Genomic DNA, 3,686 nt, shown 5'->3' with positions numbered 1-3,686 from the left:
CCGCCACCACCGTCGAACACTTCGAGGCTCTCCTGCCCTGGAATCTCAAGGCTGAGCAGTTGATCACAGCGTAGCGAGCCCAGGAAGGATGGGGTTCGTGGAGCGCTTACGATCGCACTGTGGGTCTTCGCGATCTTCTGGCACTTCACCACCGGAGCGTGGAAGCACTACATCCCGACCCTGGAAAACGTCGACAGGATGGTCCGCCACTATGTCTGCGGAATTTTTACTGGGGCGCCACATCCCTACAAGATCACGCTCGAGCGCAAGCACAACCCGCTGCAGCGCCTGGCCTACCTCGGCGTGAAACTGGTGATCAACCCCCTGCTCTGGGCTTCGGTCCTGCTCTACCTGTTGTGGGGAAGCGTCGAAGGCCGGCTGCCCGCGGCGCTGGGACTGCAGCAGGTCGTGACGCTCCACACTGTGTGGCGCCTTCCTGATGCTGGATTTCCCGATCATCCACCTCTATCTGGCGACCGTGGGCCGGACTCCGCTCGCCCATATCAAGGCGATGATCACCGGCTGGGAAGAGGTGCACGAAGACGACACGGCATCGTCCGGGATCTCCCGGATCGAACGAAAGGCATGACACAATAGCGGGCTTGCGTCGCAGCCGGATGGAAATGGACCTTTCCGGTAGCGTGCAAGCCGCATGTTGTTGACGCATGACCCGACTCAGAGCCTTTATCACGATGATTTCAGACCAGCCCGATACGGCCGCCGCAACGCAGCCCTCTTCCCCTGCCACTGAGCTCCCTGCAAAGAAGCCTCGGGGTGTCGATTCCCGCGCCATGCTCAAGCGCTTGCAGGCTGAGTGCGCCGCCTTCCGCGACTGCAAGCCCCTGGCGCTGAAGGTCGACGCCAGCATTCTCGAGCGTTTTCCGGAGTTCGATCGCAAGAGCCTGCGTACCGCCCTGCGTATCCATACCGCCTCGACCCGCTATCTGAAGGCGGTGGAGCGCGGCGCCGAGCGCTTCGACCTCGACGGCAAGCCCGTCGGTGAAGTGACCGCCGAGCAGCGCACTCATGCCGCGACGACGCTGAAGGAACGGTTCGCAGCCGTCGCCCGGCAACAACGCGAACAGCGTGAGGCCGAAGAGGCCGAGCGCCGCCGCGATGAAAAGTTGCGCCAGCTGGTGAACAAGTTCGGTCGTTAACGCGGCGCGGGACGGGCGGCGGCAGTCAGCGCGGATCGCTCCTCAAGGCCTCCGCGCGTCCCAGCCAGGCAGCTGCGCTTGCCGCGACCGCCACCGCGAGTCCCCCGCCAATATGGCCCGTTCCGATCATCAGGCCGGCGATCAGGCCGAGGCCGATCAAGCTACGTGTGGTTCCGGTTTCCATGCTGGCGGCACTCCCGAGTATTTTCAATCTCGATAACTGTATGTAAATACAGTTATCAAAGCAAGTGGGTCGGCATGCCGGGCTTTACGTGCTTGCGCTATAATCCCGCTCCGTCGCCGGCATAGCTCAGTTGGTAGAGCAGCTGATTTGTAATCAGAAGGTCGTGGGTTCGATTCCTATTGCCGGCACCACTAAATTCAAGGGGTTGCAGCGAGGCAGCCCTTTTTAATTTTCAGTCGGGCTATCACCGGGCTAGCACGCCAGAGAAAAACGCTAGCCCACCCCGCACCCCGCGCCGTCGAAGCAACAACCCATGGAGGGGTGAAAAACTGGCGAGCATCGCGGTTCGAATTACCCGCGCCGGGTGCAGCCTGGAAGGACCCGTCGCACCTCAAGCGCCGCCCCCACAAACGACAAACCCGGCACACAGGCCGGGTCTGGTTGATGGTGCTGGCCCTGCCCTGGTCAGCCGATGCCGTGCTCTTGCACTTCGTCCCGCCAGCATTTCGCCAGCTCGCGCATATCCGCCGCGACGTGCAGCCCCGCGCCAGCCAGGGCGTGCAGGTGGTGGTGTTCGGCTGTCGCGTCCTCGATGGCCTTGAGGATCGCCGCGAGTTGGTCGAAGCTCTCAGCGCAGAGGCGAAGGTATCCCACCGCGTCAGCAGCCAGTGTCGGCGTACTCATGCGGCCACCTCCTGCCGCAGCGGGATCAGCATCGATGCCGCATAGCTGCCAGTTTCGGCCATTGCCGCCACAGTTTCGAGCGAATGCGACAGCGCGGCCAGCAGCGTAAAAACGTCGTCCGCGTTCTGGAAGTGTCCGCCGCGCTCCGGGTTCTTCGCATCGGCCAGCACGAGACTGGCGAGGCTCGCCGTCACCTCGGACAGCCGCAGCGCCTCGCTCGAAGCGGCTGCCGACAACTCGGTCAGTTGACGCCATTCGGCAGGCGTCAGGTTGTCGTGCGCCTTGTCCATCAGCAGGGCCATGGATTCGTAGATTGGTTGTCTCATGCCTCGCCCCCTTCGGTGTCCGTCAGCGCCAGCGCGAACAGCGCATCAGCGGCGGCGCGCATGATGCCGGTCAGCAGCTCGCGCAGTTCGGCGGCGCGGTCGGCGCGGGCGGTGCCGGGGATGGTGAGCGCGGAGGCCAGCGCCTCGATAGCGGTGATGGCGGCGTGCAGTTTGGCGGGGTCCATGCTCACGCCCTCCACGCGAAGGCGATGCGATAGGCGAGCGCAGGCCCGAAGGCATGGCGCAGGGTGCGGCAGATGTGCAGCCGGGTGATGGTCGGCGCGGGTGCGCCCTGGTGGTGGTCGTGCATGGTGCGTGCTCCTGGTCGATTGAATCGGCCAGCTCCCGCTGCCAAGCGGGGTGGCTGGCGTCTGCAAGGTTGGCAGACCGGCGACCAAGGTAACCGGCAGGGCTTTCGCCCTCCTCGCAGCGCCAGCCATAGACAGCACAGCACAGCACAGCACAGCACAGCGGTGGACATGAAAAATCCGCCAGAGCGGCGGATGTGTCCGCCTCGGTCATTTCAGGCTGCCAAGCCCGGCACCGTTGTCTGCGGTGCCGGGCCAGAGTAGGTCAAGTGTCACTTGGGCGTCAAGCCGCAAGCCGCAAAGGCAAAGATTGACATGCAGGTGCGGTAGCATGACGGGGCGTTCCACCGATGTGGGGTTTGGCATGACGGATCAACGCTTACCGGAGCCCTCACGGGATATGCTCCTGAATCAGAAACTAAGGGAAAGCATCGAAGGGGCTCGCAGGGATGAGCACCGGCGGGGCGGGGCAGCTGCCATCCTCGCATTCTTCGTCCTTTGCGGGCTGATCACCGTGGGTAACTGGCTGTTCGATGTGCTACCGGATTCATTTGGGTCGCTCATCATCCTGGTATTAGCGGCTGCATTCACTTGGGCGGGGCACAGGAGCGGGTGAGCATCTCCCACGGCGGTGTATCACCTCGCATCAGAGGAGGCTGTCGTTCGATCGGGCGGAGGATCCGGCGTATGAGCAAACCCGAACTCAAATCCAGTCGCACGGATCTGGCGGCCTGGCTCGTGCTCAGCACCTGCAGGAGCGAATGGACATCAGCGATCCAGGCAGCCGAGCGAGCGCGGCTGAAGTACCGCCCCCTGGCCTTCGGTCTGCGCCGGCTGGCGCGGGCCGGGTATGTGGAAGAACGCATCGTCACCTATCGCGGCAGCGCCCGATCGAAAGAGGAACGCCGGGAATATCGGTGTTGGCGCCGGCCGAAAACTGACCATGTAGAGGGGTGAATTCCGGCTGAAAACTGACCAGGGTGTTTAACCTCTCTGCCTCATTTTGAGGCAGAGGATCAGAGGTGAT

8 protein-coding genes and 1 tRNA gene are annotated in these 3,686 nt (G+C 63.3%); 4 read left to right on the top strand and 5 right to left on the bottom strand.

What is annotated here, in order from left to right; translation table 11 throughout:
* Positions 1-439: 439 nt before the first annotated feature.
* Complete coding sequence (locus MXC99_RS00625; RefSeq protein WP_247723708.1) at positions 440-589, top strand: hypothetical protein; 150 nt, start codon at positions 440-442, stop codon at positions 587-589.
* Between the two features lie 103 nt (positions 590-692).
* Complete coding sequence (locus MXC99_RS00620; protein ID WP_247723707.1) at positions 693-1,157, top strand: ProQ/FINO family protein; 465 nt, start codon at positions 693-695, stop codon at positions 1,155-1,157.
* Between the two features lie 25 nt (positions 1,158-1,182).
* Here MXC99_RS00620 and MXC99_RS00615 read toward each other — a convergent pair whose 3' ends face one another.
* Entirely contained in the window at positions 1,183-1,341 is a 159-nt protein-coding gene (locus tag MXC99_RS00615; protein WP_247723706.1) for a hypothetical protein, read from the bottom strand.
* Positions 1,342-1,456: 115 nt separating this feature from the next.
* On the opposite strand from MXC99_RS00615, the gene MXC99_RS00610 reads away from it, so the two are divergent.
* Positions 1,457-1,532, top strand: a tRNA-Thr gene (locus tag MXC99_RS00610).
* Positions 1,533-1,806: 274 nt separating this feature from the next.
* Here MXC99_RS00610 and MXC99_RS00605 read toward each other — a convergent pair.
* From MXC99_RS00605 to MXC99_RS16870, 4 genes are read right to left on the bottom strand one after another with little or no spacing between them, the layout of a single operon-like run.
* On the bottom strand, positions 1,807-2,025 hold the full coding sequence (locus MXC99_RS00605; protein ID WP_247723705.1) for a hypothetical protein: 219 nt from the start codon (positions 2,023-2,025) through the stop codon (positions 1,807-1,809).
* On the bottom strand, positions 2,022-2,351 hold the full coding sequence (locus MXC99_RS00600) for a hypothetical protein (RefSeq protein WP_075149486.1): 330 nt from the start codon (positions 2,349-2,351) through the stop codon (positions 2,022-2,024). The genes MXC99_RS00605 and MXC99_RS00600 overlap by 4 nt, the downstream gene beginning before the upstream one ends.
* Entirely contained in the window at positions 2,348-2,536 is a 189-nt protein-coding gene (locus tag MXC99_RS00595; RefSeq protein ID WP_247723704.1) for a hypothetical protein, read from the bottom strand. Before MXC99_RS00595 ends, MXC99_RS00600 begins: the two co-directional genes overlap by 4 nt.
* A gap of 2 nt (positions 2,537-2,538) precedes the next feature.
* Positions 2,539-2,661, bottom strand: a complete 123-nt coding sequence (locus tag MXC99_RS16870; protein ID WP_282100111.1) for a hypothetical protein — start codon at positions 2,659-2,661, stop codon at positions 2,539-2,541.
* 685 nt (positions 2,662-3,346) lie between these two features.
* Between MXC99_RS16870 and MXC99_RS00590 the strand changes: the two genes are divergently transcribed.
* Positions 3,347-3,616, top strand: a complete 270-nt coding sequence (locus tag MXC99_RS00590; RefSeq protein ID WP_247723703.1) for a hypothetical protein — start codon at positions 3,347-3,349, stop codon at positions 3,614-3,616.
* Positions 3,617-3,686 lie beyond the last annotated feature (70 nt).

The sequence above is a fragment of the Thauera aromatica genome (genome assembly GCF_023093595.1).
Taxonomy (GTDB): domain Bacteria; phylum Pseudomonadota; class Gammaproteobacteria; order Burkholderiales; family Rhodocyclaceae; genus Thauera; species Thauera aromatica_A.
This window is presented reverse-complemented; position numbering and strand designations above follow the sequence as displayed.

Bases quoted from the DNA above. Each gene is read 5' to 3' on its own strand.
- MXC99_RS00625 (WP_247723708.1), top strand. From the start codon at position 440: ATGCTGGATTTCCCGATCATCCACCTCTATCTGGCGACCGTGGGCCGG.
- MXC99_RS00620 (WP_247723707.1), top strand. From the start codon at position 693: ATGATTTCAGACCAGCCCGATACGGCCGCCGCAACGCAGCCCTCTTCC.
- MXC99_RS00615 (WP_247723706.1), bottom strand. From the start codon at position 1,341: ATGGAAACCGGAACCACACGTAGCTTGATCGGCCTCGGCCTGATCGCC.
- MXC99_RS00605 (WP_247723705.1), bottom strand. From the start codon at position 2,025: ATGAGTACGCCGACACTGGCTGCTGACGCGGTGGGATACCTTCGCCTC.
- MXC99_RS00600 (WP_075149486.1), bottom strand. From the start codon at position 2,351: ATGAGACAACCAATCTACGAATCCATGGCCCTGCTGATGGACAAGGCG.
- MXC99_RS00595 (WP_247723704.1), bottom strand. From the start codon at position 2,536: ATGGACCCCGCCAAACTGCACGCCGCCATCACCGCTATCGAGGCGCTG.
- MXC99_RS16870 (WP_282100111.1), bottom strand. From the start codon at position 2,661: ATGCACGACCACCACCAGGGCGCACCCGCGCCGACCATCACCCGGCTG.
- MXC99_RS00590 (WP_247723703.1), top strand. From the start codon at position 3,347: ATGAGCAAACCCGAACTCAAATCCAGTCGCACGGATCTGGCGGCCTGG.